The organism is Kineococcus gurbantunggutensis, from assembly GCF_050871925.1.
Classification (GTDB): Bacteria; Actinomycetota; Actinomycetes; order Actinomycetales; family Kineococcaceae; genus Kineococcus.
Genome location: NZ_JBJLSG010000028.1, coordinates 1 through 26,697, shown reverse-complemented (window position 1 = coordinate 26,697; position 26,697 = coordinate 1). Strand labels below are relative to the sequence as shown.

At 73.3% G+C, this 26,697-nt stretch carries 29 protein-coding genes and 2 pseudogenes; 10 read left to right on the top strand and 21 right to left on the bottom strand.

Going from position 1 to position 26,697, the window contains the following annotated elements; all coding sequences use genetic code 11:
* Window positions 1-295 precede the first annotated feature (295 nt).
* Together ACRYR7_RS07735 and ACRYR7_RS07730 are read left to right on the top strand one after the other, a co-directional pair.
* A complete protein-coding gene (locus ACRYR7_RS07735; RefSeq protein ID WP_432571498.1) occupies window positions 296-688 on the top strand; it encodes a hypothetical protein in 393 nt (130 codons plus the stop codon).
* Window positions 688-3,144 carry a DUF4132 domain-containing protein gene (locus ACRYR7_RS07730; protein ID WP_432571497.1) on the top strand — a complete coding sequence of 819 codons (2,457 nt, stop codon included), beginning with the start codon at window positions 688-690 and terminating at the stop codon, window positions 3,142-3,144. Before ACRYR7_RS07735 ends, ACRYR7_RS07730 begins: the two co-directional genes overlap by 1 nt.
* A gap of 73 nt (window positions 3,145-3,217) precedes the next feature.
* Here ACRYR7_RS07730 and ACRYR7_RS07725 read toward each other — a convergent pair.
* Window positions 3,218-3,361 (bottom strand): annotated as a pseudogene (locus ACRYR7_RS07725) (putative immunity protein); the annotation flags it as partial.
* A 206-nt stretch (window positions 3,362-3,567) separates the two neighbouring features.
* Between ACRYR7_RS07725 and ACRYR7_RS07720 the strand changes: the two are divergent.
* Window positions 3,568-3,795, top strand: coding sequence for a DUF4926 domain-containing protein (locus ACRYR7_RS07720; protein ID WP_432571496.1), 228 nt, complete (start codon window positions 3,568-3,570; stop codon window positions 3,793-3,795).
* Between the two features lie 155 nt (window positions 3,796-3,950).
* Here ACRYR7_RS07720 and ACRYR7_RS07715 read toward each other — a convergent pair whose 3' ends face one another.
* Entirely contained in the window at window positions 3,951-4,718 is a 768-nt protein-coding gene (locus ACRYR7_RS07715) for a GNAT family N-acetyltransferase (RefSeq protein WP_432571520.1), read from the bottom strand.
* 347 nt (window positions 4,719-5,065) lie between these two features.
* Here ACRYR7_RS07715 and ACRYR7_RS07710 point away from each other — a divergent pair.
* Window positions 5,066-5,467: pseudogene (locus ACRYR7_RS07710) on the top strand (GNAT family N-acetyltransferase); the annotation flags it as partial.
* A gap of 590 nt (window positions 5,468-6,057) precedes the next feature.
* Here the strand turns inward: ACRYR7_RS07710 and ACRYR7_RS07705 are convergent.
* The 16 genes from ACRYR7_RS07705 to ACRYR7_RS07630 form a co-directional block, all read right to left on the bottom strand.
* Entirely contained in the window at window positions 6,058-7,239 is a 1,182-nt protein-coding gene (locus tag ACRYR7_RS07705; RefSeq protein ID WP_432571495.1) for a hypothetical protein, read from the bottom strand.
* Complete coding sequence (locus ACRYR7_RS07700) at window positions 7,232-7,744, bottom strand: SigE family RNA polymerase sigma factor (protein ID WP_432571494.1); 513 nt, start codon at window positions 7,742-7,744, stop codon at window positions 7,232-7,234. Before ACRYR7_RS07700 ends, ACRYR7_RS07705 begins: the two co-directional genes overlap by 8 nt.
* A gap of 667 nt (window positions 7,745-8,411) precedes the next feature.
* Window positions 8,412-8,756, bottom strand: coding sequence for a hypothetical protein (locus ACRYR7_RS07695; RefSeq protein ID WP_432571493.1), 345 nt, complete (start codon window positions 8,754-8,756; stop codon window positions 8,412-8,414).
* 88 nt (window positions 8,757-8,844) lie between these two features.
* Window positions 8,845-9,144 carry a hypothetical protein gene (locus tag ACRYR7_RS07690; RefSeq protein WP_432571492.1) on the bottom strand — a complete coding sequence of 100 codons (300 nt, stop codon included), beginning with the start codon at window positions 9,142-9,144 and terminating at the stop codon, window positions 8,845-8,847.
* Between the two features lie 281 nt (window positions 9,145-9,425).
* Window positions 9,426-9,869: a hypothetical protein gene (locus ACRYR7_RS07685; RefSeq protein ID WP_432571491.1), complete on the bottom strand. Its 444-nt coding sequence runs from the start codon at window positions 9,867-9,869 to the stop codon at window positions 9,426-9,428.
* A gap of 64 nt (window positions 9,870-9,933) precedes the next feature.
* Window positions 9,934-10,569, bottom strand: coding sequence for a hypothetical protein (locus ACRYR7_RS07680; RefSeq protein ID WP_432571490.1), 636 nt, complete (start codon window positions 10,567-10,569; stop codon window positions 9,934-9,936).
* A 238-nt stretch (window positions 10,570-10,807) separates the two neighbouring features.
* The gene (locus ACRYR7_RS07675; RefSeq protein WP_432571489.1) at window positions 10,808-11,581 is read right to left on the bottom strand and encodes an HAAS signaling domain-containing protein; all 774 of its coding nucleotides are present in this window, start codon (window positions 11,579-11,581) and stop codon (window positions 10,808-10,810) included.
* Window positions 11,578-11,991, bottom strand: coding sequence for a PadR family transcriptional regulator (locus ACRYR7_RS07670; RefSeq protein ID WP_432571488.1), 414 nt, complete (start codon window positions 11,989-11,991; stop codon window positions 11,578-11,580). The genes ACRYR7_RS07675 and ACRYR7_RS07670 overlap by 4 nt, the downstream gene beginning before the upstream one ends.
* A 154-nt stretch (window positions 11,992-12,145) precedes the next feature.
* Window positions 12,146-12,559: a hypothetical protein gene (locus ACRYR7_RS07665; RefSeq protein WP_432571487.1), complete on the bottom strand. Its 414-nt coding sequence runs from the start codon at window positions 12,557-12,559 to the stop codon at window positions 12,146-12,148.
* A gap of 137 nt (window positions 12,560-12,696) precedes the next feature.
* Window positions 12,697-13,443 carry a hypothetical protein gene (locus ACRYR7_RS07660; protein WP_432571486.1) on the bottom strand — a complete coding sequence of 249 codons (747 nt, stop codon included), beginning with the start codon at window positions 13,441-13,443 and terminating at the stop codon, window positions 12,697-12,699.
* Complete coding sequence (locus ACRYR7_RS07655; protein ID WP_432571485.1) at window positions 13,440-14,027, bottom strand: SigE family RNA polymerase sigma factor; 588 nt, start codon at window positions 14,025-14,027, stop codon at window positions 13,440-13,442. Before ACRYR7_RS07655 ends, ACRYR7_RS07660 begins: the two co-directional genes overlap by 4 nt.
* Before the next feature lie 281 nt (window positions 14,028-14,308).
* Complete coding sequence (locus ACRYR7_RS07650) at window positions 14,309-15,163, bottom strand: hypothetical protein (RefSeq protein WP_432571484.1); 855 nt, start codon at window positions 15,161-15,163, stop codon at window positions 14,309-14,311.
* A 282-nt stretch (window positions 15,164-15,445) separates the two neighbouring features.
* Window positions 15,446-15,781 (bottom strand): hypothetical protein, encoded by a 336-nt coding sequence (locus tag ACRYR7_RS07645; RefSeq protein ID WP_432571483.1) that lies wholly within the window; start codon window positions 15,779-15,781, stop codon window positions 15,446-15,448.
* Between the two features lie 269 nt (window positions 15,782-16,050).
* Window positions 16,051-16,290 carry a DUF4287 domain-containing protein gene (locus ACRYR7_RS07640; RefSeq protein ID WP_432571482.1) on the bottom strand — a complete coding sequence of 80 codons (240 nt, stop codon included), beginning with the start codon at window positions 16,288-16,290 and terminating at the stop codon, window positions 16,051-16,053.
* A 234-nt stretch (window positions 16,291-16,524) separates the two neighbouring features.
* Window positions 16,525-16,977, bottom strand: a complete 453-nt coding sequence (locus ACRYR7_RS07635) for a VOC family protein (protein WP_432571481.1) — start codon at window positions 16,975-16,977, stop codon at window positions 16,525-16,527.
* A 215-nt stretch (window positions 16,978-17,192) separates the two neighbouring features.
* Entirely contained in the window at window positions 17,193-17,354 is a 162-nt protein-coding gene (locus ACRYR7_RS07630; protein WP_432571480.1) for a VOC family protein, read from the bottom strand.
* A gap of 19 nt (window positions 17,355-17,373) precedes the next feature.
* Here ACRYR7_RS07630 and ACRYR7_RS07625 point away from each other — a divergent pair, with 19 nt between their 5' ends.
* Both ACRYR7_RS07625 and ACRYR7_RS07620 read left to right on the top strand, forming a co-directional pair.
* On the top strand, window positions 17,374-17,532 hold the full coding sequence (locus ACRYR7_RS07625) for a hypothetical protein (protein ID WP_432571479.1): 159 nt from the start codon (window positions 17,374-17,376) through the stop codon (window positions 17,530-17,532).
* Window positions 17,529-17,942, top strand: coding sequence for a hypothetical protein (locus tag ACRYR7_RS07620; protein WP_432571478.1), 414 nt, complete (start codon window positions 17,529-17,531; stop codon window positions 17,940-17,942). The genes ACRYR7_RS07625 and ACRYR7_RS07620 overlap by 4 nt, the downstream gene beginning before the upstream one ends.
* A gap of 104 nt (window positions 17,943-18,046) precedes the next feature.
* Here ACRYR7_RS07620 and ACRYR7_RS07615 read toward each other — a convergent pair whose 3' ends face one another.
* The 3 genes from ACRYR7_RS07615 to ACRYR7_RS07605 all read right to left on the bottom strand — a co-directional run bounded on the left by ACRYR7_RS07615 (window position 18,047) and on the right by ACRYR7_RS07605 (window position 20,312).
* A complete protein-coding gene (locus ACRYR7_RS07615; RefSeq protein WP_432571477.1) occupies window positions 18,047-18,592 on the bottom strand; it encodes a MarR family winged helix-turn-helix transcriptional regulator in 546 nt (181 codons plus the stop codon).
* Between the two features lie 179 nt (window positions 18,593-18,771).
* Window positions 18,772-19,113: an HU family DNA-binding protein gene (locus ACRYR7_RS07610; protein WP_432571519.1), complete on the bottom strand. Its 342-nt coding sequence runs from the start codon at window positions 19,111-19,113 to the stop codon at window positions 18,772-18,774.
* Window positions 19,114-19,259: 146 nt separating this feature from the next.
* Window positions 19,260-20,312: a LacI family DNA-binding transcriptional regulator gene (locus tag ACRYR7_RS07605; protein WP_432571476.1), complete on the bottom strand. Its 1,053-nt coding sequence runs from the start codon at window positions 20,310-20,312 to the stop codon at window positions 19,260-19,262.
* A gap of 521 nt (window positions 20,313-20,833) precedes the next feature.
* Here ACRYR7_RS07605 and ACRYR7_RS07600 point away from each other — a divergent pair.
* The 4 genes from ACRYR7_RS07600 to ACRYR7_RS07585 all read left to right on the top strand — a co-directional run bounded on the left by ACRYR7_RS07600 (window position 20,834) and on the right by ACRYR7_RS07585 (window position 26,494).
* A complete protein-coding gene (locus tag ACRYR7_RS07600) occupies window positions 20,834-22,156 on the top strand; it encodes an ABC transporter substrate-binding protein (RefSeq protein WP_432571475.1) in 1,323 nt (440 codons plus the stop codon).
* 110 nt (window positions 22,157-22,266) lie between these two features.
* Window positions 22,267-23,205: a carbohydrate ABC transporter permease gene (locus ACRYR7_RS07595; protein WP_432571474.1), complete on the top strand. Its 939-nt coding sequence runs from the start codon at window positions 22,267-22,269 to the stop codon at window positions 23,203-23,205.
* Window positions 23,206-23,330: 125 nt separating this feature from the next.
* Complete coding sequence (locus ACRYR7_RS07590; RefSeq protein WP_432571518.1) at window positions 23,331-24,149, top strand: carbohydrate ABC transporter permease; 819 nt, start codon at window positions 23,331-23,333, stop codon at window positions 24,147-24,149.
* A 68-nt stretch (window positions 24,150-24,217) separates the two neighbouring features.
* Complete coding sequence (locus tag ACRYR7_RS07585) at window positions 24,218-26,494, top strand: alpha-L-rhamnosidase (RefSeq protein WP_432571473.1); 2,277 nt, start codon at window positions 24,218-24,220, stop codon at window positions 26,492-26,494.
* Window positions 26,495-26,697 lie beyond the last annotated feature (203 nt).

The window sequence follows — 26,697 nt, the reverse complement described above, 5'->3', positions numbered from 1 at the left end:
CGCCTGAGTGCACCTCTCGTCGGCGCGGCCGCTGCTGACCGAGCTTCACCGTCTCAGCGCACGGTTCAAGACCGCTGGGTCTTCGTCACGAGCGCGACGTCGCCTGCAGCTCAGGACCGCGCACGACGCGGGATGACCGTGAGGTCGCAGACGAGCTGGGGACCGCTGCCGGAGATCAGGACCGCCGGGTGCGCAGAGCGCGGATGGGTACGTGGCCGGCGACCCCTGGGCGCCGTCGCACTGGGCGGCTGCACCCGGCCCGCGAATGTCGGGGGGCGACTCTAGGGTCCTCGACGTGGCAGTGATCAGCTTCGTCGACGAGACGACGTCCGGGCAACGCAGCGACGGGTGGGGACTGCAGGTGCTCGAGGAGAGCCTCCCGCTGCGCGAACTGATCCGCCGGCGCATCTTCCAGGAGGTCGCCGAGCACCACGCCCGCCGGCCCGAGCGCTTCACCGGACTCGTGCAGCCCACCACCGCCGAGCGCGCCCTCAACGGCGAGCACGTCCGCGCCCCCCGCCGGGTGGACCCGCAGGAGCAGTTCGATCGAGCGGTAGAAGCATTCTCGCGCAACGTTTTCTTCGTCATCGTCGACGATCGGCAGGTCAGCGACCTCGACGTGGAGGTCGACCTCCGTTCTGGCCCTGAGGTCATCTTCCTCAAGCTCGTGCCGCTGGTGGGTGGCTGATGACCGACGTCTGGCTGCAGCGGGTGGTGGAGGACCTCCAGGGGTCCGCGGCGGCCGGGGACGAGGCCGAGCTGGTCCGGCGCCTGCTCTCCGGGCACGGCGGGGCGTCGGAGCCGTTCACCTCCGCGGTGCGTTCCCTGCCCCGTGACCTGCGCACCCGCCTGACGGGAGCGGTCTTGGCCCGCAGCGTTGACGACGTCCTCGACCGGGCCTGGGCGCTGTCGCTGCTGACGCACGACCTGGACGGAGCGCTGACTCCTGACGACGTCGAGCGGCAGGTGCCCGACCTCGCGGGGCGGTGGACGTCGCACCGCCCGCACCGCCTGGCCGGGTGCATCGAGATCGCCCGGCGCGCCGGGGTGGAGGTGCCGCTGCCCCTGGTGGAGGTGGGACGGCGCTCCGTGCAGCTGGAGCAGTACGAGCGCGGCCCGCTCCCCGCGGCGCTCGCCGGGGTCCGTGCTCCCGCGCTCAACAGCGGTGAAGCGTGGTCGGACGCGGTGCTGGCGCAGCTGCCTGCGCTCGGTCCCGCCTGGCGCGCGCTGCTGGAGCACGCGCTGAGCGCGACCTCGGGGAAGCCGAGCGCCCGCTGGGACGAGCGCGCGCGGCAGCTGCTGGCGCAGGTCGGCGACGGCTTGCGCCCGGCCGTCGTGAGCTGGCTCGCGCTCGTGGGGCGTCCCCGGACCGCGCCGCTGGAGCGTCGGCAGTGGGGGTACGACGCCAACGAGGCGTTCGACCCGCACAACGCCAACGCGCTGCGCGGGCTGGTGTGGACCCTGTCGCTGCTGCCCGGCGACGCCGCCACCGCCCGCGCCCTGGGCGCCCTCGTCGAGACCTCCCTGCGCAAGGTCCCCGGTCTGGGCCCGCGCAGCCCGAAGACCGCCAACGCCGGCGTCTACGCCCTGTCCCGCCTGGAGGGCGAGGACGCGCTCGGCCAGCTGGCCCGGCTCGCGGCGCGCGTCACCCACAGGACGACCTCGAAGGAGGTCCACGCGGCCCTGGACCGGCGGGCCGCGGCCGCAGGGATCTCCCGCGAGGAGGTCGAGGAGCTCGCCGTCCCCGGCTACGGGCTGCAGGTCGGGGGCAGGTGCGTCGTGCACCTGGGCCGGGCCACCGCGGAACTCGCGGTCGCCGACAGCGACGTCACCCTCACCTGGCGCAACGCAGCGGGGAAGGTGGTGAAGTCCGTGCCGGCCGCGGTCCGGCGCGAGCACCGCGAGGAGCTGCAGGAGCTCAAAGCCACGGCGAAGGACGTCGCCGCGATGCTCAGCGCCCAGGTGGAGCGAGTGGACCGGCAGTTCCTCGCCCGGCGCACCTGGCCGTTCACCGCCTGGCGCGAGCGCTACCTCGACCACCCCCTCGTCGGGACCATCGCCCGGCGCTTGATCTGGGTGGTGGACGGCACCCCGCTCGGGTGGGCGGACGGGGCGCTGCGCGGCCTGGACGAGGCGGCAGCCGAGCCGGGCGCGGACGCCGAGGTCCGCCTGTGGCACCCCGCCGGCCGCGACGTCGGTGAGGTTCTGGCGTGGCGGGAGTGGTTGACCCGCCACGAGGTCGTGCAGCCGTTCAAGCAGGCCCACCGGGAGGTCTACCTGCTCACCGACGCCGAGCGCGCCACCGCCACCTACTCCAACCGCTTCGCCGCCCATGTCGTGCGCCAGCACCAGTTCAACGCCCTGGCCGCGGCCCGCGGCTGGACGCACCGGCTGCGGCTCATGGTCGACGGCAGCTTCCCGCCCGCCATCCGGGACCTGCCCCGGTGGGGTCTGCGGGCGGAGTTCTGGGTCGAGGGCGCAGGCGAGGAGTACGGGCAGGACACCACCGAGGCCGGTGCCTACCTGCGCCTGACCACCGACCAGGTCCGCTTCTACCCGCGTTCAGCTCCCGAGAACACCAGCCACGGCTACGGCGGGGGGTACGAGTCCTGGAGCGGGACGGAGCGCCAGCCCGCTGCCGCGTTGGAGCTGCAGGAGGTTCCCACCCTCGTGCTGAGCGAGGTGCTGCGCGACGTGGACCTCTTCGTCGGGGTCGCCAGCGTCGGCAACGACCCCACCTGGCAGGACGGCGGGCCCCAGGGGCGGTTCCGCGCGTACTGGCAGTCCTACAGCTTCGGAGAACTCTCGGCCACGGCTGCCACCCGGCGCGACCTCCTGGCGCGTCTCGTACCGCGACTGGCGATCGCGGAGCGCTGCTCCCTGCGGGACAGGTTCCTCGTGGTGCGTGGGGACCTGCGCACCTACAAGATCCACCTGGGGTCGGGGAACGTCCTCATGGAGCCGAACGACCAGTACCTCTGCATCGTCGCCAAGCAGACCCCGGACGCAGGCAGCGATGCGGTGTTCCTGCCCTTCGAGGGGGACCGCACCCTCGAGGTGATCCTGTCCAAGGCGTTGCTGCTCGCCGACGATTCCGCGATCACTGACGTCACGATCACCTCGCAGATCCGCTGCGATCGGTGATGAGTCGTCCAACTCAGCGCTCCGCGGCACCCGGGTTCCACGGCGCACAGATCGCCGCTGCAGCAGTCCGTGAGGGCTGTTCGTGCTCGAAGAGGTGCAGAACGTGTTCGGCGCACTCAGCAGCCCGTAGCACGAGGAGCTGGTGGTCCTCTTCGCTGAGCCCTTCGCCGTGGCGGATCGTGATCAGGCGTGGGTCACGGACCTTCGCAAGGACCACGCGACCAGCGTGCCAGCCGTACGGGAGCATCGGGGACCTTCCGATACCGCCAGCGGCCATCGACATGCGAGGGCGGTCGCTGACGTCCACGACAGCGGGATGACCGTGCGCTGGTGGGCGGAGTGGTTCGTTGAGCATCACGTGAGGGGCGACGCTACGGTGGCCGCGCTGCAAGACCGCAAGGGATCATCGGTGGGAGGCCAGAGGTGTCGGCTCGCTTCTCGCTCCTAGACGTTGTCGTCTTGGTCGAGGGCATCCCTCAAGAAGGTGTACCCGCGGGGTCGTTGGGGACCGTTGTCGACCTCTACGGCGTGCCGTCTGCCACGAGTTGTGAGGTCGAAGTGGCCGACGATGAGGGTAGGACGCCGTGGGTGGGGCCGGTCGCCTACGAGCATCTGCGTCCCCACTGGTGGCCCAGACGAACGGAAGTTTGACTCTGCGGGTGTGCTCGCGCGTCGGAGGGCGAGCGCGCCGCCTTCGCGCTTGGTCTGCACCCGGACGTCGACAAGACCGTGACGTCGTGGGTCGGGTGCGACAGCGCGCACAACGCGGAATCACCGCGCATTCCGCAGGACCGGCTGCGGGTTCGTCAGGGCTTCCAGACGTAGGGGGTCGTGGTGGTGACCTCCACGAAGCCCATGCGCACCAGGATGGGCTTGCTGTCGCTGGAGGCGTCGACCTGCAAGTACCGCACCCCTCGCTGCAGGGCCAGCTGCGCCCGCCGGGCCACCAGAGCCCGGTAGAGGCCCCGCCCCCGCCAGGCCGACACGGTCGATCCTCCCCACAGGCCGGCGAAGCCGGTGCCGGGCTTGAGCACCAGCCAGGCCGCGCAGACGACCCGCCCCTCGGCCTCGGCCACGAGCACCGCCACGTCGTCCGGTGCTGCGCTGACCCGGGCGTGCAGGTCCTCGGCCAGCCAGGAGAGGTCCGCGTTCCACACCTGCGACTGCACGGCCGCGATGCGCTCGAGGTCGGCGCGCCCGCTGACCTGCCGCAGGCTCACCCCCGCCGGCAGGAGCGGGTCGGTGGCCATCTGCTCGACGGCACCGATCAGCACGGTCTCGGTGTCCTCGGGGGTGAAGCCGGCGGCCCGCAGCCGCTGGGGCAGGTCGGCGGGCTGGTCGTGCGCGCGCGTCTTCCACTCCACGGCCTCACCGCGCGCGGCGAAGAAGTCGCGCTGGGCGGTGATCAGCTGGTCCAGGTCGGCCCCGCGCAGGCCGGTGTCCACGGGTGGGTCGATCAGGCCGCGGTGCTGGCCGACGATGCGCAGCACGGGGCCGGTGCGCTGGTGGTGCACGCCGTGGGGCGGGTGGGTAGGTGTCCAGCCGCGCACCTGCTGGTCGTAGGCGGCGAGCATCTGGGCTGCGTCGATCACCGCCGTGAGCCTAGCGGCGGCTGTCGTCCCGGCCCCGAGCACGTGATCGACGCGGCGCTCGAGCGCTTGTTCAGCGACGCGTCTGAACGTGCCGACGTGCTGGTCGCGGGATGACCGTGAGGTCGACAGCTCGCTGCGGGCACCCGACCGCGGTCCGACTGTACGCACCACGGGGTGCCCCGGCGACCGCCGGTAGTGCTCCGCAGGGTCGTGACGTGGCGCACCTGATCAACCCCCGGGCCAGCGTCGCGGCCTCCCTGCGAGCAGCAGCCGCAGCGCCGGGCTGAGAAGAGCACTCCGTCTACGCCGGCGCTGCCGACCGCGACGACGCAGCCTTCGCCGCCTGGGTCGATGAGCTCATCGACGACGCCCGGCCCGGCTCACCCCGCCCAGAGGGTTTCGTCCCTTCCACCAACCTGTGGTGGGTGCAGGGTGAGCAGTACCTGGGCCGGGTGCAGGTCCGCCACCACCTGACCCTGTTCCTGCGCGAGTTCGGTGTCCGCATCGGCTACTACGTCGTCCCACGGGTGCGCCGGCGCGGGCACGCCACCGCCATCCTGGCTGCTGCGCTACCGGTGGCGGCAGCACTGGGCATCGAGTGCGCGCTGGTGACCTGCGACGTGGACGACACCGCCTCGCGCAAGACGATCGAAGCCAACGGGGGCCTGCTGCAGGACCAGCGTGGGCCGAAGCTGCGCTTCTGGGTGCCCACCGGTCCTGCCCTTGCGTAGCCGTACCGGGCGGCAGTGTCGTGAGGACTGCTCAGGACCTGGGAGCTCGGCATCAATCTCCGATCCGTCAACGAGGCTGCCCGCCGCTGCAGCGCTGGGCTGGGATCACCACAGCGGGCGTGCTCACTGTTCGAGCGAGGAGACGGTGCGGCGTGACTGGACTGCTCATACCGGTCGGTTCGTGGGTGCTGGTGTACGCCATGGCGTGCCGCATGGATCACTGCAAAGCCCGCAACACCATGCCGTCGCGGTACTTCTCCGGGGGCTGGCCCAGCGGCGGGGACAACGGGAGCCATGGCGGCCTAGGCCGCTGAACGCGTTGAGGTGATCGACGCGGCCTGCTGATGCCCGTCGGTGCGTCGGGACGGTCGTTCCACGACGCTCCGCGGCTCGCGGACCTGTCTCACGGCCCGAGCCCGCATCACGGCCAGCCTTTATCGGCGGAAGTCGGACCGCTCGCTCTTCGGCATGACGGCGGATTCGGGCGCTGCGCCTCTACCCGCTGCAGCCCGTGCTCGCCGGGCTGCCGAGGGGGCGCTCGGCGGTGATGCCCGGCGGTGCTCTCCGGCGGTGGTGGTCTCCGTCGGGGGCTACGTGCCCTCGACGGCGGCAAGACCGCTGGCGCGCAGGTCGGCCACGGCTGCGTCCAGCAGGGCGGCCAGGTCGCTGGGCCCGTTGCGCGGGGACCACAGGGTGACGCCGACGATGAGGTCCCCGACGCGTGCGGCGCCGCAGATGCGCGAGATGCCGTCGTAGCTGGTCCACGCCGCCCAGGACTGCTCCGCGCCGGTGACCGGCAGGTCCACGGGTGAGACCTCCTCGGTGAAGCGGCACGATCCCGAGGTGGTGAGAACGGCGTCGAAGGCCACCGGGCCGCCGCCGCGCTGCCAGCCGGTCACCACGACCTCGACCATCTCCTCGTCGGGCCAGCGCGAGCTCTCGTTGACCCAGGTGAACTGCCGGCCGGCGATCTGGGGCGGGTCGAAGGGGCGTGAGCTGCACTCCTGGCCCATGACGGTGGGGTTCTTGGGGTACTGGCCGGCGTCGCCGAGCAGGCTCATCCCCGCCGGCAGGGCCGCCACCACCGCGGGCAGGTCGGGGATGGGGTACGCCACGGGGAAGTCGGGGTTGGCCAGCCCGGCTGGTGCTGCCGGCGCTCCCGGTGACGCCGCTCCACCCGAGGAGGCCGGCGACGCGGGGGACGCCGGTGACGGCGACGTGCTCGCCGTCGCATCCGGGCTCGGCTCCCGGCCCGTGGCGCTAGCCGTGGCGGTGGCCGTGGTTGTGGAGCTGGCTGTGGCTGTGCTCGTGCCGGCCGCAGTGCTCGTGGGGGCCGGGGGGCTCGTGGCGCTCGTGCCCTCGCCGGGCGCTGGTGCCGCAGCCTGCTGCGCGGGGATCGTGGTGACCGTGGCGCTGGGCCAGGCCTGCACGGTGACCGGGACGGCAGCGGCCAGCGCCAGGACGGCCGCGGCCGTCTGCAGGCGGCGGGTGCGCTGGCGGTGGCGCAGGCGCGCGCGCGTGCCCGCGCTCAGGCGCTGCTCGTCGACCCAGCGGGTGCGCACGTCCTGATCGAAGGCTTCGCGCAGCAGCTGGGCGACCGGGTCGTGCGACAGGTCCAGCCCGTCCGGTCCGTCCAGCCCGTCCGGTCCGTCCAGCCCGTCGGGCCGGTCCGACCGGTGCTGGCCGGCCCCGCTGCGCGCGAGGGGATCGCCGCCGCGGGCGAGGGGGTTGCCGCCGGTGCTGCGGCGGGGGTCTTCGGGCTCGTCACGCACGGTGGATGCCTTCCTCGGCGAGGAGCCGGCGCAAGGTGGCCAGGCCGCGGTGGGCGTTGCTGCGCACGGTGGCGGTGGAGCAGTTCATCAGGTCCGCGATCTCAGCGTCGGGCAGGTCCTCGTACAGGCGCAGGGCCAAGGTGATGCGCTGCTTGTCGGGCAGCCGGCGCAGCAGGGCCAGGCAGCGCTGCCGCTCGGCGTGGGGCCCGGCGGGATCGCTCGTGCTCTGCTCGGGCAGGTCCGCGGGGTCGCTGGCGTGCTCGCGGCGCCAGGGGCGCCGGCGCGAGGAGATGGCGGCGTTGACGACCATCTGGTTCAGGTAGGCCGAGGGCTCCTCCAGGGCCTGGATGCGCGACCACTTGAGCACGCAGGTGGCCAGGACGTCCTGCACGACGTCCTCGGCCTGGTGCTCATCGCGCAGCAGGACCTGGGCCAGTCGCACCAGCTGCGGGCCCTTCCAGGCCACGAGGGACTCCAGGTCCCAGACCCCGCGGACCTGCTGCACGGTGGCGGCACCTGCCCGGCGCGCTGAGGTCGTGGGCACTGTGCCCAGCGCAGTGCTGGGTGCAGTGCTGGGCAGAGCACTGGGGTTGGCGCCGGGGGTGGCGCCCGGTGGCAGCCTCGCAGCGGTGCTGTCCCCTCCGGCAGCACCACCAGCGAGCTCCTTCCACCACCGGGGCGTGGGCGTGGGGGCGGTGCAGCTGTGCTCGGCGCCGTCCGGGACAGGTGTCACGCCGGTACAACGCGAGCAGCCGGCCGTGCTGTTGCACGCCGCGGCCGCGAGTGTTGGCCGCGGGTTCCGGCCATGGGCTTTGGCCGCGGGATCACGAGCGCGTGCGTGGTGAGAGCCTGCGCCGGCGCCGGGCACTTCGTCAGGCAGCTTGGTGAGGAGTCCAGGCGGTGAGCGGTTCGAGGGTGGTCCGCGTCGAGCGAGCTCTGCCACCACCGTGTCGCACCTGCGCCGCGCCTTCGCTGCCACCTCGCGTCTGGAAGCACCCGAGCAGCCGCGGGTGCCTGCAGGCGAGGTCGAGGGGGTGGCGAAGGCAGCTCGGGTCTGCTGCGGGATCCGGTGCCGGGCCGGGGCAGCGCGCTCGTGACGGCCGCGGGCTTCACCGCCGGCCCGCCAGCCCGCCACCTTGCTGCTGCTGTGGCAGCCGTGTCGAGGCGGTGCGTCAGCCCGGCAGCGCGTGCGCTTGGGCCTGTGCTTGGTCGTGGTCGAGGTAGCCGACCCCGTGCACGTCGACGTCGATGCCCGCCGCGTCCAGGACCGCTAGCACCCGGTGGCGCACCTCGCCCAGCGCGTCCATCGTGGGGGCCTGATCGCTGGGCACTCCCGCCACGACGACCTCCTCGCCCGCCAGGGCCTCCAGCGGTTGCGTCCAGGCCCGCACGCCCTGCTCGGCCAGGGCGGCCACGCACTGCTCGAGGGTGTGCTCGCTGGGGCTGAGCAGGACCGTCAGCAACCCACCGGTGAAGGCGCTGCTTCCCCGTGCTGCATCGCGCAGATCGATGTCCACGGTGCGCACGTTCGCACGCCGCACCGGTACCGCGCCGGGTTCTCGGGCGGTTGAGCGCACGAGCACCTGCGGTGTGCGCGAGTGCGTCTCACCCTGCCAGGCGCACGATGGCGGAGGCGATCACGCCCACCCACGCCAGCACGCGCAGGGCGCTGGAGCAGTGCGCGCGGGACGTTCCCGGACGACCCCAGCGCTGCAGCGCCAGCGCGTTGCCCACGGCCAGGCAGGCCAGGGAGGCGCCGAAGAGACCGAAGCCGTCGGAGGTGAGCATCAGCGCCGCTGCCAGGGCCACCAGGACGACGAACGCCTCGTCCACGGCGTTCTCGGACCGGGTGCGGGTGGCGGGTGCCTCACCGGCTCCGTCGGCGGGCGTGCTGAGCTGCGACACGGTGTGCTCCTCCTGCGTTCACGGGCCACGGGCCACGGGCCACGAGCTGGACCGGGGCGGTCCAGGCGGCTGAGCACAGCATGTCGGCGTTCTCGCACCCGGAGGGCGTGGACACCTCGCAGGCGCCCGAGCGGCTGTCAGGACTGGACGAGGGGAGGACCCGGTTCGCCGGATCATCGACCTTGGTCGATGGCGGCGCGAGGGGTGGGAGCTCGGGTGCGGTCGCCTGCCCACCGCAACGTTCGCCCAAGGGTTCGGCCGACAGGGCTGCTCGTGCCCGCTCAGGGGCGCTCCGCCCCGGTGGGCTGCGGACCTGAACCCCTCGTGCGCGCCGCGCGCCGACCGGTCCACCACAGGTGGCCCAGGCCGCCGACGCCGAGCAGGGCGCACGCAACGGCGGGCGCCACGTCCCAGGCCCTCACCACCTGCACCCGCAGGCCCGCCCGCGTCCCTGCTGGTTGCACGGTCGCACCGTACGGGTCGCCACCTGCGTGCCGGGGCAGGCTGAGGCAGGACTGCGCCGGGGGGAACAGGTCCTCCTGCACGCCCCAGTCCTGCTGGGCCGTGGGGCCGATCCGCTGCTCGTACTGCCGCTGGCACTGCTCGTCCGGGTCCCAGCCCAGCGCCATGAACGGCAGCACGTACAGCACCGGTGCGAGCAGCAGAGCGGCCACCGAGACCAGCAGCAGCCAGAAGTGCGCCCACCGGACGCGCTGGCTCAGCACACCCCCGTCCGCACCTGGCTGCCGCCCCACCCGCACCTCGCCTGCTGCCTGCTGCTGGTGCTGCTCACGCCGCCGGCGCCGACACCCTCAGCCGACGGGCGCGCAGGTGGCGCACCAGCAGCACGGCGGTGCCCGCCGTCGCGGCGAGCAGGACCAGCCAGCGCGCCACGTGCGCCTCCACGGGCACCTGCGGGCCCTCCACCGGTGAGAGCACCAGCATCTGCAGCCCCGCGCCCAGCGGGAGCGTCAGCCGGGTCAGCAACCCCAGCAGGTCCGTGCGCCACCACCCGGCACCGATCAGCCCCAGCACCGGGCCCAGCAGCGCGCTGGCCATCCACCACCCGGTGGCCTCCGGGTCCGTGAAGGGCCCGGCGCCCAGGAGGGCGTCCAGCGCGTAGTAGGCCGTGGTCGCCGCGAGCAGGCCCAGCGCCCCGGCCAGTGCCGCAGCGCTGCGCGCCCGCGTCGCTGGGGGCGTCGAACCCCGGGAGTCCCGCGAGTCCTGGGTGCGCCCGGTGCCCGTCCGGGTCGCGCTGAGGGCCCCCAGGGCCACGGCCAGCCCCGCCCAGGCCCACCCGGAGTCCACGGCCATGCTCAGCACCCGCAGCACGCTGCCGCCGCAGGGGGAGGCCGCGTGGGAGGAGGCCGCGTTGACGAGCGAGGTCAACGCACCGAACGCGGCCCCCAGCAGCACTGCCAGCACCAGAACCACTGCCAGGGCGCCTGATCGCCTGGCCCGGCGTCCTCGCGCAGCGGCAGGTGAGGGCGTCGCGGCCGCGGGCGGGTTCATGCCGGGCACGTTAGCCAGGGGCAGCGCTACTGCGAGCGGTTTCCCCGTCACGGGTCAGGTGGTGAGGTTCGAGCGGCAGGGTTCGAGCAGCGGGGTTGGAGCGGCAGTGGTGCTGGGTGCCTGGACCCGTGAAGGGACGGCCCGTGAAGGCTCAGCCCGTGAAGGCGCTGCTCGCCACCAGCAGAGCGGCGGCGGCCAGCAGCGGCAGCCACAGCAGGGCGAGCAGCACACCGTCGCGGCGGCGCTGGGCCGCCACGCTGCGCGCCTCCTGCAGCGGGTCAACGACCGGGTCGGCGGCCCGGACCAGCGCGACGAGGCCGGCGATCAGCGCCAGCGCCCCGGGCACCAGCAGCGCCAGCGCGGGCACGCGCACGCTGAGCAGCGGGCCGAGCAGGGCGTGCCCGACGCCCAGCGCGGCCACGACCGCCAGGACCAGGGCGCCCCAGCCGATCGCCGCCGCGCGCCGGGAGGCACCGACCGCGTCCACCAAGAGCGGGGCCAGCAGGCTGACGGCCGCGGGGATGAGCAGCTGCACCTCGGTCAGCTCCGCCCGCTCACCGGCCACCAGGCCCTTGCCGCCCTGGATCGCGCACAGGATCCCCGCGGTCATCGCGGTGTTGCGCACCCACTCCACCACCCGCGAGGGGCCGGGGCGCCCAGGGTGGTCGGCGCAGTCCGTGGCTGCCGCGCCGGTCAGGGCGCTGGCGTACTGCTCGGGGGTGCCGAACGCCTCGACGGGGTCCTCACCGCTGGCGGCCAGGTGGTCGCGCACCTCGGCCAGGACGGCGCCGATGCGCGCGCCGGGCACATCGCGCAGGCGCAGGGCGAGGAGGAGGTCGTCGCAGTAGCGCTCGACCGGGGTCTTCGTCCCCGTGCTGGTGCCCGTGCTGCTGCTGCCCGTGGTGCTGCGGGCGTGTTCGGTCATGGCTGTCCTCCAGCGGCGGTCCGGTCCAGGAGATGGCCGGGCAGCGCGGTGCCGTCCGGCTCGGCGTTCGGGGCGGGGATCAGCTCGCAGGTCAGGGCGGCGAAGGCCCGCCAGCGCTCGCCCTCGCCCGCCAGTCGCTCGCGCCCGGTGGCGGTCAGGGCGTACCACTTGCGACCCGGGCCGGACTGGCCCGGGCGCCAGGTGGTCTGCACCGCACCGCTCTCCTCCAGGCGCGCCAGCAGCGGGTACAGGGTGCCGCCCTTGACGGTGCCCAGGCCCATCGCCTGCAGGTCGGTGCCGATGCGGTAGCCGTAGGTGGGCGCCCGGGCGATGACGGCGAGCACGGCCAGGTCCAGGACCCCGCGCAGCCACTGCGCGGGCCAGGTCTCGGCAGGGCTGGGAGTCGGCACGCCATGATGGTGTCGCAACCTAGCTAGCGAGGCAAGCTACTTTCGCTGGGTCCTGGACCGACGACCGCCCCTGCCGCGCGGCGGGCGGAGGCAGGGGCGCGCTCGCAGCTCGCGCACCGGAGATCCCTCGCGCGCCAGTGGGCTCGCCGAGCGCTCAGCGCGGGGAGTCGGTGGGGGAGTCGGCGGGGGAGGCGGCGGGCTCGGCGGCGCGCTGCACCAGCGCGACCGCGTCCACCAGGCTCAAGCGTCGATCGGCGCGGCGCAGCGCCAAGACCTGCTCGGGGTGCCCGGCCCGGGCGGCACCGGCCTCGGTGAGCACCTGGCGCACCTGCGGCAGGGTCCACTCCTGCGCGGCGCGCAGCGAGGCGGCGCTGCCACGGCGCCGCGCGAGCAGCGAGCAGGCCAGCCCGATCACCCACACGGCGATGCCGGTGCTGCGGTCGCCGACGAACGTGAGCACCGCCCCGGCCACCACCACCGCCAGGGCGGCGACCTGAGCGGCGCTCAGCCACCAGTTCGGCGAGGTGCGCGCCGGTGGCGTGGGATCAGCGCAGGCCGGGTCCGTCACGGGGACGACCGTAGCGGCCGGGCGCACCGCCTCGACAGGGCTGCGCGAGCGGGTGCCCGGCGGTGGTGCACCGGTCGCTCCGGAGCCCGCTCGGCCGCGCTGCGCGCCGACGCACCGTGCGGTGGGGCCTCGGCGGTTCAGCGGTCGGTGTGCAGCCAGGCCGGCGGCGCGGTGGTGAGGGTGACCGTCTCCCAGAACCGGCGCTGCGCGCGGGGCATGCCTTCGTCACCCGGTTCCTGCGGCGGGCTGGCGAAGACGCGCACGAGCCTGCCCTCGACCTCGCTCGTGCGCACGAGGTCCCACGTCCTCGCCACCTGCTCGCGGCACGTCGCCTCGTCCAGGGCGCAGACGAGCACGCCCGGGCCCTCCTCCATCACGTCGGTGACGGGGTGCCCGTTGATCGTATTGGCCTGCACCGAGTGCACCCCCGGCGGCAGCTGCTCGGGCAGCACGAAGGTGCCCGGGTAGCGGCGCAGCGACTCGGCGACCTGGGCGCGCCAGTCGAAGGTCGGATCGCCCGGCAGGTCGAGCAGGTGGTCCCCGCCCCGCTCCGGCAAGGGCACCTCGACGCCGGAGGTCACAGGTGAGGACGCCGGTGCGGGCGCAGCCGGTACGAGGCGCAAGGCATCCTCCCGCGTGCCGGGCAGGTGGGTCAGCCCGGCCACGGCCAGCACCGCGGCCGCCGCCGCGCCGGCCGCCCAGGCGGTGCGCCTGCGGCGCAGGCGGACCCGGCCGCGGCGGTGGGCGCGCTGGAGCACGGCGTCGGCGGTGGCGCCCTCGCCGGGTGCGGGCTGGGCAGCGCGCAGCAGCAGCTGGTGCACCTGCGCCCCGAGGTCTTGGGAGTCCTGGGGGTCCCGGGGCTCGAGCGGGGTGGGCTGGTTCATCGGGCGGCGTCCTTCCTGGCGGCGCGGGCGCGGCGGGGTGCTCCTGCTGCGGGTGCTCCTGCTGCGGGTGCGCTGGGCGCCGGTGGGTCCGGGTGCGGGGCGTGCAGGGCGCGCAGGGTGGCCAGGGCGCGGGCGGTGTGGCTCTTGACGGTGCCTGCGCCGATGCCCAGCAGGTCGGCCACGTCCTGCTCGCTGCGGTCCTCGAGGTAGCGCAGGACCAGCACGGCGCGCTGGCGCGCCGGCAGGGCGCGCAGCACCGCCAGCACCTGCTCGCGGTCCTCGACCGCGCCCAGCTCCACGCTGGGGACGCTGCTTTCAGCACTGTTCTCGGCGCCGGTGTCCCAGGCGACCTCGGTGGGGCGGCGGGCGCGCCGGCGCCAGCGGGAGGTGGCGGCGTTGGCCAGGGCGCGGTGCGCGTAGGCGTGCGGGTCCTGGATGCGCGCCCACTTCAGGTACACCTTCTCCAGGACCTCCTGCGTGAGGTCCTGCCCGGCGTGCTCGTCGGCGCTCAGCAACCGGGCCAGGCGCAGCAGCTGCGGTGTCGCGGTGGCGGCCCAGTCGCTGAAGTCCTCGTCGCGACTCATCGGGCTCCTCGTCTCACACTGCTACGACGTCGCGACGGGCTCGCGCGGAGGTCATGAACGACGACCGCAGGGTGTGACGTGCGTCACGATAGTTGCCGACGGGGGAGCGGCGAGGTGCTGCAGGTGCAGCCCGGCCTGTGGCACCGGTTCACGACCACGGAGCCAGCCGGGTCACCTTCGGGGCGACCGGTGGTGGGATCGCGGCCACCCCGAGCGCCGTCGCGGCCCTGGTGCAGGCGGTGGCCGCAAGCGCTGGGGCCGCTCCTTGCGCCGGGGCTGCTTCAGCGCACCAGGTCCAGGTCCTCACAGGTCCCGTCCAGCACGTCGGTGGCGGCCGCGTGAACCACCACGCACGCCGCGTCCTGCTCGCGCACCCGCACGGTGATCAGCCGCACCGCCTGCCCGGTGGCCCGGGAGGTGGGCAGGTCCTCGGTGGGTGTGGAGCTGAAGTGCGCTCGCGACTGGCCCAGCCCCGCGGTGACCTGCTCGGCGAGGACGTCCCACGCCGGGGCGGTGCGCAGGTCGGTGCGCAGGTCGGTGCGCCAGTCACCACCGGCGGCGTCGCCCTCGACGGCCCGCACCACGCGCTCGGCCAGCCCGGTGGTTCCCCCGGCGGCGGCCACCTCCTGCGTGGCGTCCACCGCCACCAGGTCGTACGGCGCGGGCGGGCGGAAGACCAGCCAGGCCAGCGCGGCGGTGGCCAGCACCCCGGCTAGCGCCACCGCGGCGGCGACGCGCGCGGGCACCAGCAGCGCCAGCACGGCCGTGCCCGCGCCCACCACGGCGCCGCACAGCGCGAAGAGCGGCACCAGGAGCACCAGCAGGGAGCCGACGTCCTCGCTGGAGAAGGCGGTATCGAGCACCACTGCGGCCACCGCGCCCAGCCCGGCGCCGGCCAGCGCGTGCCGGCCCAGCAGCCGCGCACCGCGGGCGGTGCCGCTGAGCGCGCGGGAGAGCGGCACCCCGGCGTACGTGCACGCCAGGACCACCAGCGCCCAGAAGCCTGCGTCGCGGTCGGTGCCGTCCTCACCCCTGGCCAGCGCGGCGAACGCCAGGGCGGCCAGCGCTACGACCGCGGCGCCGGCCAGGCGCCGCCACCAGCGCAGCGCCCCGGTGCCGAAGGCGTCGGTGCGCACCGGTGGAATCGGTTCTGGTGCTGGTTCAGCTGGTACGGGTTCGCCTGGTGCCGGTTCACCGCTCAGCCCGGTCGTGTGCATGGCACCAGCATCGCGCTGCGGCCCGCTGAAGGGCACGGCCGAGCGGGCGCAGGGGGCTGTTCCGTACACCACAGTCGCTGGGAGCCGAACGGCTCAGCAGGGCGCCCGGCGGCACTCAAGGGGTCGGATCCGCGATGGTGCACGCCACGTCAGCGGGATGACCGGACGTTTCCGTCGCTGCGGGGCCCGTTCACCGAGACATCAGGACGCACCTGAAGGTGCCTCTGGGAGCTCCTCGTTGGCTGCTTCCTCCACCCAGTCGATGGCCGCATCGGACAAGTGCAGACCCTCGGATGTGGTCTCACCCACCCACCAAGCTTGCGGGGGGATCGGGCCGCCCACTCGCTCGATGTCCTGCAGGACGGACTGGTTCAACACCTCCCCGTTGTGCGCGACCAGCCAGTCGCGGGAGTCCTGCTGCAGATGGGGCCACCACGTCTCAAGACTCATAGCGCGGATGGTCCTCGACAGCGCAGGTGGTGACAACAGCTCTGTCCCGACGTCGTCGCTCGTCGGCAACAGCGTGGTCATCGGCATGTGCGTGACGTCGCGCCGCGGTGAGCGTGCGGCGCTCGCGGGCGTTGGGGTGCCGGGGTGCCGGGGTGCCGGGGTGCCGGGGTGCCGGGGTGCCGGGGTGCCGGGGTGCCGGGGTGCGGAGCAGTGGGGTGCCCGCGAGCGCGTAGCGGTACTGCGGGGAAGGTGCTGGCGCTCGCGGGCGGCTGGTGGGGGCCGCGCAGGTCATCGGAAGCGGTGCTCCGCGGACTTGGGATGCGCCCGGTGCTGCTGCGACTGGGAGCGCTGCACGCTCAGGCGGGTGCGCTGGGCCTGCTGGACGAGACGGCTGGGGTAGCCGCCACCAGGGCGTTGGCGTGGCCGTGGCCCATGCCGTGCTCCTCCTTGAGCCAGGCCACCAGCTGCATGTGCCGGTCCTCGGGGTGCTGGGCGCGGTGCTGACGCAGCAGGTGCTGCCAGTGCGCGATCGGGTGCCCGTACTTGGCCTCGATGGCGGGGAAGTAGGACGCGGGTCCCTTGACGGTCTCGCTCACGGGTTCCTCCTGCGGGTGCTCATCGTGCTCATCGTGTCGCCGTGGTCGGTGCTGCGGGCCGCTCGCCCGTGCAGGTCGGTCGGTGCTGCGGGATCCTCGCGGGTGCAGACCCGCGCCGGTCGTGGAACTCACCGGGCAGGGCTGCCCGGCTGGGGGTGCTGCTCAGCCGTGGGGTGGGCCGGTGCAGCGCAGTGCTGGCGTGCTCCTGGGCTGCTGCCCCTCGCGCCGCCGCCCTCAGCCGTTCTCGAAGGTGGGCAGGATCAGCGAGCCGTCGTCGTCCAGGGGGAAGCCGGGGTTGTGGGCGATCTCCCAGGCGTGCCCGTCGGGGTCGGTGAAGACCCCGGCGTAGCCGCCGTAGGAGGTGACCGCGGCGGAGCGGGTGATGGTGGCACCGGCTGCCCGCGCGGCGGTGAGGACCTGATCGACCTCGCTGCGCTCGTGGACGTTGTGGGCCAGGGCGATGCCGCTGAAGCCGCCGGCAGCGGGGGAGGCGGGAGCCGGCTCGTCCTGCAGGGCGCAGTCGGCGGCGAGCTCGGCGCGGTCCCACAGCACCACGCCCAGGCCGCCGGCCTGGAAGAAGACGGTCTCCTGCACCTGCTGCCCGCGCCAGCCGAGCTGTTCGTAGAAGCGGCGTGCGCGCTGAAGGTCGCGCACGCCCAGGGTGATCAGGCTGATCCGCTGCTGCACGGGCGCCAGGCTAGGTGGAGCCACCGACACCGCTGCCGTCGTGAGCGGTGTCGTTGCCAGCGGTGCTGGTCGGGGGTGCTGTCCGCCTCGGTGTCGACCTCAGTGCTGGTCTGGGTGCCGCCACCGACGGGACGGCAGGTGCACGTGGGTGGGCGGGTGCTCAGCGCTCGTGGACGGCCGGACGTGGTGCCGGTGTGCTGGTGTTCCAAGGGGCCTCAACCGGTGCGCTGGGCCAGGGAGAGGCTGATCCCCTCTGAGCTGTGCACGTACGCCATCCGCCGGGTGCCTTCGTGCTCACCTAAGCCGCCGACCAGGCCGTAGCCGTCCGCGGCCAGCTGCCGCAGGACCGCGACGAGGCCGTCGACCTCGACGACCACGTCGCGCGAACCCGGTCCGGTGGGCCTCGCGGTGGGGCTCGCGGTGGGCCTCGCGGTGGGCCTCGCGGTGGGCCTCGCGGTGGGCCTGGTGGTGGGTCTCGTCGCCGTCGACACGCAGCCCAGCCTGCGGCGGGTCCTGCCCACCCCGTGCACCGCGACTGGCACGCTGGGGCGGTGAGCACCACATCGCGCGCACCGTCGTGGACCCTGGGGCAGCGCCTGGAGCTGGCCGGCTACGTGCTGCTGGCCGTCGGCGCCGGCGTGCTGGCCATCGTCAACGCGCTGCAGCGGCAGTGGTCGTGGCTGCTGCTCACCCTTGCCCTGGCCGTGGTGGCCGCTGGCGCACTGCTCAAGGCGCTGCGCCGGGCCTCGCCCGCAGCGCGCGCGGCCGCGCAGCAGCACGCGCGCGATGCCGACAGCGCTGTGCGCGCGATGAGCGCCGAGCGCGTCCTGGCCCTGGCGCGCCAGCACCGGCTGGACGTGGACACCTCCGCCGGGCAGATCGCGCTGATCAGGGTGCTGCGGGAGGCGGAGCCGCGGCTGAGCCTGGTGCAGGCCACGACCCTGGTCGATGCCGTGCGCCGGTGAGGCCAACGCCTCCACTGCACGCCCTGATAACACCGCGACCTGCCACGTGGCTCGTCCCGCGCCGCGACGCCCTGCGTCAGGGGCTCTGCGTCAGTGGGTCAGCGTCAGGGGGTCAGCGGTGCGGCCAGGTGGGCGTTCAAGCGCTGCGTCAAGGCGCTGAAGGCCCGCACGTCCGCCTCCTCCCAGGCGGCGAACTGCTCGATGAGCGCCGCGCGGCGCGCGGCGCGGGCGGTGCGCACCTGCTCCCGGCCGGTCTCGGTCAAGCTCAGCTGGACCGCGCGCGCATCGCCCGGGTCCGCCTGGCGCTGCAGCAGGTGCAGGTGTTCGAGCAGGTGCACCTGCCGGCTCAAGGTGGGCTTGCCGATGCGGAAGAAGGCGGCCAGCTCGCTGGGGCGGGCGGATCCGAGGTCGTCGATGCGCACCAGGATGCTGTAGGCCTCGAAGTTCAGCTGCGGGTGCACCGACTGCGCGCTGGCGCGCACCACCGCCCGTGAGCGGCGCAGCAGCACCCCCAGCTCGCGCTCCAGGTGCGCCACCGCTTGCGGCACCGCCACTGCCTCCGGCACCGCCACCGCCTCCGGCGCCGCCGGCACCGCCTGTGCCGTGGTGCTCGCTGCAGTGCCGCTGCTCTCGTCCTCCCCGGTGCTCATCGCCGGAGTGTGCGAACCGCGCGTCAACGTGCACCGGCGCCGGGCCGCCTGCTGCGCACGCGTGCCGGTCGCGCTGCTGTGCTCGGCGCTGTGCTCGTCGCCGTGCTCGTGGTCGTGCTCGGTGCTGGACGGCGCCGCGGAGCTCGCGCACCGCTCGCGCAGCAGCACCCGGGGGCTGCTCAGCTGCCGCTGGCGGCGGCCTTGAGCTTGCTGCCCGCGCTCAGCTTGGCGCTGTAGCCGGCCGGGATCTGAATGCTCTCGCCGGTCTGGGGGTTGCGGCCAGTGCGGGCGGCGCGCTCAGAGCGCTCGAGGCTGAACAGCCCGGGCACGCTGACGGCCTCACCGCGCGCTACCGCCTCGAGCAGGACGTCGCCGAAAGCGGCCAGGACCGCCTCGGCGGTGCTCTTGGACAGCTCGGTGCGCTGGGCCAGCGCGGTGATCAGTTCGGCACGGTTCACGGTCGAATCCTCAAGGGTGCTGCGGTAGTGCTGATGGGTGCTGCTGGCAGCAGATGCTGACAGGTGGCGCGCCAGCGCAGTGTCGATGGGGTGCCGAGTTGCTGGTGCGCACCGCCGTCATCGGCCACGTCGGCATCGTGTCAGTGCCACACGGGCCTCGCGAGCTTCGAGACGCGCGACCTCGACAGCGGCGCTGCTGGTTGCCGCGATCAGGTGATGGGAAGAACGGCTCGCGTGGAGGAGCGCACCACCAGGTGCGGCTGGATGACCTCGTGGCGCGGCTGCTCGCGCCCGCCGATGCGTTCCAGCAGCAGGCGGGTGGCCAGGCGTCCCATCGCGGCGCCGCCCTGGCTGACGCTGGTGAGGTCGATCAGGGGGTGGCTGGCCATCCTGGTGTCGTCGTAGCCGCACACCGAGACCGTGCGCGGGTCCAACCCGTAACGGGCGCCCACCTCGGCCAGGGTGCGCAGGACCCCGAAGGCGGCGTCGTCGTTGCCGGCGAAGACGGCCGTCGGGCGGCTGCCGGCCTGCAGCGCCCCCCGCAGCGCCTGGGCGGCGCGGTGGTCGTCGAAGGAGGTTTCCAGGACCTCGATGTGCTCGGCCAGGCCGGCGTTGGTCATGGCCTTCTCGTAGGCGGCTCGCCGCAGCGCCGGCGGCGTTCTGGCCAGATGCGCCAGGTCCGGGTCGTGGTGGGTCACGTGCAGGATGCGGCGGTGCCCCAGGGCCAGCAGGTGCCCCATCACCAGCTCTGCGCCGCGCACGTCGTCGCCGACCACGGTGTCGTAGCGGGTGGAGGGGTCGTGCCGCCCCAGCTCGACCAGAGGGGTGCGCTCGGCGAAACCCTCCAGCCAGCCGGGCTCGACCAGGGGGGAGTGGGCGATGATGCCGTCGACCTGCCGGTCCGAGAGCGCCTCCAGCGCGCGGCGGCCGCTGGCGTGCGCGGAGTCCACCGGCGCCAGGATCAACTGGTAGCTGCTGCTCTCCAGCTCCTCGACGGCGCCGGCCAGGATGTCGTCGACGAAGGTGGTCCGAAACAGCGGCAGCATCACCCCGATGGTGGAGGTGGTGCCGCGCAGCGCCCGCGCCGCGGTGCTGGGCCGGTACTCCAGCTCCTGGATCGCCCGCTGCACCCGTGCGCGCATGTCGTCGCTGACGCCGTAGGCGTCGCGCAGCACCTTGGAGACCGCGGCCCGCGAGACGCCCGCCGCGGCGGCCACGTCGCTGATCGTCGGCCGCCGTGCGGCACGGCCCGCTCGTTCCATGCTCACATCCTCCAGGGCGGACAGCTCGAGCCGAGACTATCCCGCTGATCCGCGCCGGCTCGCCGGCGCGCAGCCGGTGCGGGCCGCCACGCGTGCGAGTGGGGACCAGGGACAGTGCTTGACACGGCCGGTGCGGCCACTCATTCTGTAGACCGATCTACAGGGCGCTCGAAGAGGAGACACGCTGTTGGACACCGCGCTCACCGCCACACCCATCACGGCGCTCATCACCGCGCTTGTCACGGCACCCGTCAGCGCACCCGTCAGTGCGGCGAGTCGGCCGCTCCCTCATCCCGCCCGCTGACCGCGCGGGCGCGCTGCGCGGCACCGCCCTGCCGCCGGTGCGCAGGTGAGTCAGAGGCTCGTCCCACCGCCTGCGGGTACGGCACCTGCTCGAACCCCCGAGCGTCGAGGCCAGCCCGCACGCTCTCACCTGCACGCCAGCACGAACGCCCGACCCGTTGGAACGTGTCAACGGCTCGTGCACCCAGGACTCACGACCGTCTCGAAGGGGAGACTCGATGATCACCAACCGCGCGAAGTCCCGCACCCTGGCGGCGGCCACCGTCGCCGTGCTCGGGCTGATGACCGGCTGCAGCGCCGGCAGCCTGGGCTCCTCCGACGACGACGGGGGCGGCGGCACCACCATCACCTGGCTCACCGGCGCCGAGCAGGACGACCAGCTGCAGGCCCAGGCCGTCGTCGACGCCTTCGAGCAGGCCAACCCCGACATCACCGTCGAGGTCGAGGGCCGCCCCGGCGGCGGCGAGGGCGACAACCTGGTCAAGACCCGCCTGCAGACCGGCACCATGGCCGACGTCTTCAACTACAACTCCGGCTCGCTCTTCCAGCAGATCGCCCCGGCCAACAACCTCACCCCCATCGACGCCTCCACCGTCGAGACCATCGACGAGGCCTACCACCCGCAGGTCTCGGTGGGCCAGGACGTCTACGGCGTGCCCTACGGCAACGCCTTCGGCGGGGGCATCATGTACAACCGCAGGGTCTTCGAGCAGGTCGGCGTGCAGGTGCCCACCACCTGGGCGGAGCTGGTGGCGGCCGCGGAGAAGATCAAGGCCGCCGGCATCGCGCCGGTGATCCAGACCTACCAGGACACCTGGACCGCGCAGCTGCTGGTGCTGGCCGACTTCCACAACGTCGCCGCCGCCAACCCCTCCTTCGCGCAGGACTACACCGCCGGTCGCGCCAAGTTCGCCACCGACCCCGCCGCCCGGGCCGGCTTCGAGCACCTGCAGGAGATCCACGACAAGGACCTGGCGAACGCCGACTTCGCCTCCACCCGGGTCGAGGACGGCATGCGCCTGCTCGCCGAGGGGGCGGGTGCGATGTACCCCATGCTCAGCCTGAACGTCAGCACCCTGCAGGTCGTCGCGCCCGAGAAGGTCCAGGACGTCGGCTTCTTCGCCCTGCCCGGTCAGGACGCGGGCACCAACGGCTTGACCGCCTGGTACCCCGACGGCGTCTACATCCCCAAGTCCACGACGGGGCAGGAGCTGCAAGCGGCGCAGAAGCTGGCGGCGTTCATCGCCAGCCCGCCCGGTTGCGAAGCCATCGCCACGGTGGTCACCCCCACCGGCCCCTACCTGGCCGAGGGCTGCGAGCTGCCCGCCGACGTGCCGCAGATCACCGAGGACGTCAGCGCCTACTTCGAGCAGGAGCGGCAGTCGGCGGCGCTGGAGTTCTCCTCGCCCGTCAAGGGCCCAGCGCTGGAGCAGATCCTCGTCGAGGTCGGCTCCGGCATCCGCACCGCCGCCGACGGCGCGGCCCTGTACGACCAGGACGTGCAGAAGCAGGCCCAGCAGCTGGGCCTGGAGGGCTGGTGAGCCGTTGACCCCCGCCCGTCCCCGGCGTACCGCGCCGTGCACGGTGCACAACCTGCACCGGGCGCGAGGCGGCGCAGCCGGGGACGGGCCCGTCGCAAGGAGGCCCTCAGGTGTCGTCCACGATCAGCTCCACCACCGGATCCACCACCGGCTCCACGGGAGGGCGAGCGCGCCCGTCCCGCCGTAGCGGGCAGGGGCGCAGCCCCTACCCGAGCTGGTTCTACCTGCCCGCCGCGATCGTCTACGGCGTGCTGTTCATCGTCCCCACCCTGCTCTCCTTCTACTTCGCCCTGACCCGCTGGACGATCTTCGACAGCCAGTTCATCGGCCTGGACAACTTCACCCAGTTCTTCTCCGAACCGGCCCTGACCCGCGGCTTCGTCAACACCTTCGTCTACGCGGTGATCACCTCCACCGCCAAGGTCGTCCTGGGCCTGGGGCTGGGCATGCTGCTCACCAGCCGGATCCTCGGGCGCGGCTACCTGCGCGCGGTCGTCTTCTTCCCCGTCCTGGTCTCCTCCGTCGGCGTCGGCATCACCTTCCAGGTGCTGATGAACCCCACCAAGGGCGCCATCAACGCCGCCCTGGCCGTCATCGGCATCGACGGTCCCGGCTGGCTGACCAACCCCGACCTGGCGCTGTTCTCCGTGGCGATGGTCGACGTGTGGAAGGGCGTGGGGCTGGCCACCCTGATCTACATGGCCGGCATCGTCTCCATCCCCAAGGAGTACTACGAGGCCGCCAGGGTCGACGGTGCCGGCTCCTGGACGCTGTTCCGCAACGTGATCTTCCCGCTGTCCTGGCCGGCGACCTCCACCGTCATCACCCTGTCCCTGATCGGGGGCCTGCGCTCCTTCGACCTGATCTGGGCGATGACTCGCGGCGGGCCCGGCTTCACCTCCGACGTCATCGCCAGCGTGATCTACAAGCAGTACCAGGCCGGTTTCTACGGCCTGTCCACCGCCGGCAACGTCATCCTCTTCCTGGCCGTGATTGCCATCGTGTTCCCGCTGACGCGGTTCCTGGCTCGCAAGGAGGTCGAGCTGTGAGCTCCACCACCACTCCGTCCTCCGGCCCGGCCGGTGCTGCCGGGCCCCTGGTCCCGCGCTCGGGCGGCCGCGTGCCCAGTCGTCAGTCGGCTCTCGGCGGGCGCGTCGGCGGCCCGCGGGCCGCGCTGTACCGTTACGGCGCCGGCGCTCTGGCCATCGTCGTCAGCGTCGTCGTCTTCATCGTCCCCTTCGCCTTCATCGTCCTGGTGGCGGCGATGGATGCCCGCCAGGCCGGGGAGTTCAGCTTCGCCTGGCCGCGTGAGCCCCAGGTGTGGCAGAACCTCACCGACGTCGTGGCCGCTCGCGACTACCTGCTGATCATCGCGTTCATCAACTCCATCGTGCTCACCGTGGCCTCGGTGACCTTCATGGTGGTGCTCGGCTCGATGGTCGCCTTCGTGCTGCAACGGCGCACCACCCGCTTCACCGGCTTCATCAACTTCCTCGTGCTGGCCGGGTTGATCATGCCGCCGGCGATCGTGCCGACCATCTGGGTGCTGCAGCGCCTGGGGCTGTTCGGCACCATGCCCGGGCTGATCCTGGTGGAGGTCGCCTTCGGGCTGTCCTTCACGATCCTGCTCTTCCGCGCCTTCATCTCCACCATCCCGCGCGAGCTGGACGAGGCGGCCGTGCTGGACGGGGCCGGTCCGCTGCGGCTGTTCTTCCGCGTCATCCTGCCGCTGCTGCGCCCCGTGCTGGTCACCGTCGTGCTGGTGCAGTCGGTCAACGTCTTCAACGACTTCCAGACCCCGCTGTACTTCCTGCCCGGCGATGCCGGGGCCACGGTGCAGCTGACGCTGTTCAACTTCCAGAGCCAGAACCTCTCCAGCTACAACCTGCTGTTCATGGACATCCTGCTCATCACGATCCCGCCGCTGGTGCTGTACCTGTTCTTCAACCGCCAGATCGTCGCCGGCATGACCGCCGGCGCGGTCAAGGGCTGAGCGCCACCACTCGCAGCACCACTCGCAGCACCACTCGCAGCACCACTCGCACCACGAGGAGCTCCCGCATGCCCCCCACCTGGCAGGCCAGCATGATCACCGCGGACGAGGTGCCACAGGCACCGCTGCTGCGCACCCGTTTCACCCTCGACACCGGCCACGGCCCCGTCCGCGCCGCCCACCTGCACGTCAGCGCCAAGGGCCTGGTCGAGCCGTACCTGGACGGTGCCCCCGTCACCGACGAGGTCCTCTCGCCCGGATGGAGCAGCTACGAGTGGCGGCTGCGCTACCGCACCCACGACGTCACCGCCGCCCTGGGGGGAGGGGGCGGAGAGCACGTGCTGGGCCTGGCCCTGGGCAGCGGCTGGTCGCACGGCCGGCTGGCCTGGAGCGGCAAGAGCGCGCTGTACGGAGAGGAGATCGGCGGCTTCGCGCAGCTGGAGATCGACTTCGCCGACGGGCACACCCAGATCGTCGCCACCGACGAGACCTGGCGGGCGCACCCCTCCGCCGTGCTGGCCGACGAGATCTACGACGGGCAGAGCATCGACGCCCGGCTGCTCGACCCCGCCTGGGCCACCACCGGCTCCTCCGAGGACGGCTGGAGCGGGGTGCACGCCCTCGACTTCGACACCTCGATCCTCACCGAGCACCTCGGACCACCCGTGCGCCGTCAGGAGGTCATCTCGGCGAAGGAGGTGTGGACCTCCCCGTCGGGCAAGACGCTGGTCGACTTCGGGCAGAACCTCGTCGGCTGGCTGCGCTTCACCGTCACCGGCGAGGCCGGCTCGAGCATCACCATCCGCCACGCTGAGGTCCTCGAGCACGGCGAGCTGGGAACCCGCCCGCTGCGCAGCGCCAAGGCCACCGACACCCTCGTCCTCTCCGGGGGCCAGGACGTCTTCGAGCCGACGTTCACCTTCCACGGCTTCCGCTACGCGCAGGTCGAGGGCTGGCCCGGCGAGCTGCGCCCGCAGGACCTGCAAGCCGTCGTCGTCCACTCCGACCTGGACCGCACCGGCACCTTCGAGTGCAGCGACGCGGACCTGAACCAGCTGCACCGCAATATCGTGTGGGGAACCAGGGGCAACTTCCTGGACGTGCCCACCGACTGCCCGCAGCGCGATGAGCGTCTGGGGTGGACCGGTGACCTGGCCGTCTTCGCCCCCACCGCGGCGTACCTGTTCGACGTGCGCGACTTCCTGCGCGACTGGCTGCGCGACCTGGACGCCGAGCAGGCCCACAACGACGGCATCGTGCCGTGGGTGGTGCCCGACGTGCTGAAGTTCTCCCCGCCGCACCCGCAGATGGCCGAGAGCGAAGCCACCTCGTTCTGGTCCGACGTGGCGGCCTGGCTGCCGTGGACGCTGTACCAGGCCTACGGCGACCGTGAGGCCCTGGCCGAGGCCTACCCGGCCGCAGCCGCCCACGTGCGCCGCGTCGCCGGCCTGCTCTCACCCACCGGTCTGTGGGACACCGGTTTCCAGTTCGCCGACTGGCTGGACCCCGACGCCCCGCCGGACGACCCGGCCGCGGCCAAGGCCGACAAGGGCGTGGTCTCCACCGCCGCGGCGTACCGCAGCGCGCGCACCACCGCCGACATCGCCCGGGTGCTCGGGCACGAGGACGACGCCGCCGAGTTCGAGGCGCTGGCCCAGCGGATCCGGGCTGCGTTCGGGGAGCACTACGTCTCCGACGACGGCAGCGGCGGCACCACCGTCACCAGCGACTGCGCGACGGTGTACGCGCTGGCCATCGAGTTCGGCCTGCTCGATCCGGACCAGCGCCAGGCGGCGGGGCAGCGACTGGCGGAGCTGGTGGTCAAGGCCGGCTACCGCATCTCCACCGGCTTCGCCGGCACCCCGTACGTCACCGACGCCCTCGCCTCCACCGGGCACCTGGAGGACGCCTACCGGCTGCTGCTGGAGAAGGAGTGCCCCTCGTGGCTGTACCCCGTGAGCATGGGCGCGACCACGGTCTGGGAGCGCTGGGACTCCATGCTCCCCGACGGCACCATCAACCCTGGGCAGATGACGTCCTTCAACCACTACGCCCTGGGGGCGGTGGCCGACTGGATGCACCGCACCATCGCCGGCATCGCCCCGCTGGAGCCCGGCTACGCCCGAGCCCTCATCGCCCCGCAGCCCGGGGGCGGGATCACCTGGGCGCGCGGCGCGCTGCAGACCCCGCACGGGCGGCTGGGCGTCTCCTGGCGCCTTCAAGGCGCTGAGCTCTCCGTGGAGGTGGAGGTGCCCGAGGGCACCAGCGCGGTGCTGCGCCTGCCCGGGCAGGACGAGCACGAGCTGAGCACCGGCACCCACCGTCTGACGGCACCGGCTGCGTGAGGCAACGGATCCGGTGACGGTACGGGTCTCCTGACGGCGCCGACCGCGTGAGGGTGCTCACCGGGTGATCGTTCACCGGGGTGCGGTAGCCACGGACCACTGGATCGATGGGGGGGGGGGGGGGGGGGCGCCGCCCCCCCCCCCCCCTCCCGCCCCGGCCCCGCCGGGCGGCGGGGGCGGGGGGGGCGCCCGGCCCGGGCTCC